Annotated in this window: 2 protein-coding genes; one reads left to right on the top strand and one right to left on the bottom strand. The window is 69.6% G+C overall.

What is annotated here, in order from left to right:
- A partial coding sequence (locus Q7T52_RS04535; protein WP_304799819.1) for a M4 family metallopeptidase occupies positions 1–2,259 on the top strand: 2,259 nt, incomplete at its 5' end.
- Between the two features lie 113 nt (positions 2,260–2,372).
- Here the strand turns inward: Q7T52_RS04535 and Q7T52_RS04530 are convergent.
- Positions 2,373–3,606: ribonuclease J (locus Q7T52_RS04530; RefSeq protein ID WP_304799817.1), on the bottom strand; the 1,234-nt coding region annotated here is incomplete at its 5' end.

Genomic DNA, 3,606 nt, shown 5'->3' with positions numbered 1-3,606 from the left:
CTCAACGAGTCCTACTCCGACGTGTGGGGCGAGACGCTCGACCTCGTCAACGGTCGCGAGGACGAGGACGAGGGCGACCTGACGGTCAAGCGTGCCGTCGGCACCTGTGACCCGACGGCCCCGCCGGCGCTCCAGGTCGCGATCACCGCGCCCGCCAGCGTCGCCGGCCCGTGCCGCGCCACCGCTGCCGGCTTCGGCCCGGCCTTCACCACCACCCCGGTCACCCCCACCGTCGTCGTCGCCAACGACGCTGCCAACGCTGCGGGCCCGTCGACCACCGACGGCTGCTCGGCCTACACCAACGCGACGGCCGTCACCGGCAACTACGTCTACGTCGACCGCGGCACCTGCACGTTCCAGGCCAAGGTCGACCTCGCGACCGCTGCGGGCGCGACCGGCATCGTCATCGGCAACAACGCCGCCGGCGTGCCGCCGAGCCCCGCCGGCACCGCCACGATCCCCGGCCTGACGGTCACCCAGGCCGACGGCACGCGCATCAAGAGCGTCGGCACGGTCACGATGAGCATCAACGCCGAGGACATCTCGGCGCGGACGCCCACGTCCCGCTGGCTGATCGGTGAGAAGTCCGAGGCCTTCGGCGGAGCGATCCGCGACATGTGGAACCCCACCTGCTACGGCAACCCGGGCAAGGTCTCGGACGCGGAGTACAACTGCGACCCCAACCTGCTCGACTCCGGTGGCGTCCACGGCAACTCGGGCGTGCCCAACCACGCCTACGCCCTCGTCGTCGACGGTGGCACCTTCAACGGCGAGACGATCTCCGGCCTGGGCCTCGACAAGGCCGCCAACATCTGGTGGTACGCGCAGACCCACTACCTGACGCCGTCGTCCGACTTCACCAACGCGGCGGACGGGCTCGAGCAGTCGTGTGCCGACCTCATCGGCAAGACGATCAACAAGATCACCACGACGCCCAACGGTGGGGCGACCCCCGTCGCCTCGATCGTCGCTGCCGACTGCACCCAGGTCGCCAAGACGATGACGGCCGTGGAGATGCGCACCGACCCGGTGCAGTGCAACTTCCAGCCGCTGCTGGCCGCCGGCGAGCTCAGCGCCTGCGGTGAGGGCACCGTCACCGACACCACCGTTCTCGACGACTTCGAGAACGGCATCAGTGCCTGGACCCTGGAGCAGCAGCTCCAGACCGGCGCCAACAAGGGCTTCCCGTGGGAGGCCGTCAACAAGGCCCCCGCCGGTCGCACCGGGACCGTCGCCTTCGGCCCCGACCCGTCCGAGGGTTCCTGCGCCGCCGGCGACGACATCTCGAGCCGCGACACGATGATCAGCCCGGAGTACACCATCCCCACGGGCTCCAGCGCCCGCGTCACGTTCGACCACTACGTGGCGACCGAGGCCGGCTACGACGGCGGCAACGTCAAGACGAGCCTCAACGGTGGGGCCTTCACCACGGTGCCGGCAGCGGCGTTCCTCTTCAACCCCTACAACGCCACGATGGCGGCCGGGCCCACCAACACCAGCCCGATCGCTGGTCAGCCGGGCTTCACCGGCACCGACGGAGGCAAGACCGTCGGCAGCTGGGGCAAGTCGACGATCTCGCTCGCCAAGCTCGGCGCCAAGGCCGGCGACAAGATCAAGATCCGGTTCGACATGGGTCGTGACGGCTGTGGCGGTGTCGACGGCTGGTACCTCGACAACCTGGTGCTCTCCGTCTGCAAGAAGGTCGCCGAGGTCACGGGCACGCACGTGCCCAACCCGTCGACCTACGGCGTCGCGAGCCGCGTCGACGTCACGGCGCCCACGTCCGCGACCGGCACCGTGACCCTCAAGTCGGGGTCGACCACGGTCGGCACGGCCGAGCTGGCCGACGGCACGGCGTCCATCGCGGTCCCGGCCACGACCAAGGCGGGCTCCTACAGCTGGAGCCTCGTCTACTCGGGTGACGGCGCCTACGGCGCTTCGACCTCGACGGTCGCGGCCAAGGTCAACAAGGCACGCACGACCAGCACGGTCACGTCGTTCCCCAAGACCGTCAAGAAGGGCAAGAAGGCCACCCTCCGCATCCAGGTCAAGGCCACCGGGGCCACCCCGGCCGGTCGCGTCGTCCTCAAGAGCGGCGGGGTCGTCTACGGCACCGGCGTCCTGGCCGGCGGCATCGTCAAGATCGTGACGAAGAAGCTGACCAAGGCCGGCAAGCTCAAGCTGACGGCCAGCTATGCAGGCGGTACCAACTTCCTGCCGAGCAACGCCAAGGTCATCACGATCACCGTGAAGAAGTAGCACCCCGCACGACACAGGGAACCCCCGTCGGCCTCAGGGCCGGCGGGGGTTCTCGCCGTTCGGGGGTACGACGTCGGGCGGCAGTCTGTGGCTCCGCCTCCTCCGTCGGCGGACTACGCCTCCACGACCACCGGGATGATCATCGGCCGGCGGCGGTGGGTGTTGCTCACCCAGCGGCCCACGACCCGGCGTACGGTCTGCTGCAGCTGGTAGGAGTCGGTGTTGCCCTCGGCGATAGCGGCGTTGAGCGCGTCGACGACCGACTTCTTGACGCTGCTGAAGTCGTCGTTCTCGAGCGCGTTGCCGCGGGCGTGGATCTCGGGGCCGGCGGAGACCTTGCCGGTGACGGAGTCGACGACCACGATCACCGAGATGAAGCCCTCCTCGCCGAGGATGCGGCGGTCCTTGAGGTCGGCCTCGGTGATGTCGCCGACCGAGGTGCCGTCGACGAAGACGAGGCCGACGTCGACCTTGCCCGAGATGGTGGCCACGCCGTCGACCAGGTCGACGACGACGCCGTCCTCGGCGACCACGACGTTCTCGACGCCGACGGAGCGGGCGAGCTCGGCGTTGGCGAGCATGTGGCGGATCTCGCCGTGGACCGGCAGCACGTTGCGCGGCTTGACGATGTTGTAGCAGTAGAGGAGCTCGCCGGCGCTGGCGTGGCCGCTGACGTGCACCAGCGCGTTGCCCTTGTGGACCACGTTGGCGCCCCAGCGGGCCAGGCCGTTGATCACGCGGTAGACCGCGTTCTCGTTGCCGGGGATGAGGCTGCTCGCGAGCAGGACGGTGTCGCCCTCCTCGATGTGGACGAAGTGGTGGTTGCGCTGGGCGATCCGGCTCAGCGCACTCATCGGCTCGCCCTGGCTGCCGGTCGAGATCAGCACCTGGCGCTCGGGCGGCAGGTCGTTGAGGTCCTTGGCCTCGACGAGGGTGCCGCCGGGGACCGTGAGGTAGCCGAGGTCGCGGGCGATGGCCATGTTGCGGACCATCGAGCGGCCGACGTAGGCGACCTTGCGGTTGTGGGCGACCGCCGCGTCGAGCACCTGCTGGACGCGGTGCACGTGGGAGGCGAAGCAGGCCACGATGATGCGCTGCTTGGAGTCGCGGAACACCTGGTCGATGGCCGGGGTGATCGACTTCTCCGACGGCGTGAAGCCCGGGGTCTCGGCGTTGGTCGAGTCGGTGAGGAAGAGGTCGACACCCTCCTCGCCCAGCCGCGCGAAGGCCCGCAGGTCGGTGATCCGGCCGTCGAGCGGGAGCTGGTCCATCTTGAAGTCACCGGTGTCGAGCACCAGCGCGGTCCCGGTGCGGATCGCGACGGCGAGGGCGTCGGGGATCGAGTGG

The organism is Nocardioides sp., from assembly GCF_030655615.1.
In the GTDB taxonomy this organism is placed as follows: Bacteria; Actinomycetota; Actinomycetes; order Propionibacteriales; family Nocardioidaceae; genus Nocardioides.
This window is presented reverse-complemented; position numbering and strand designations above follow the sequence as displayed.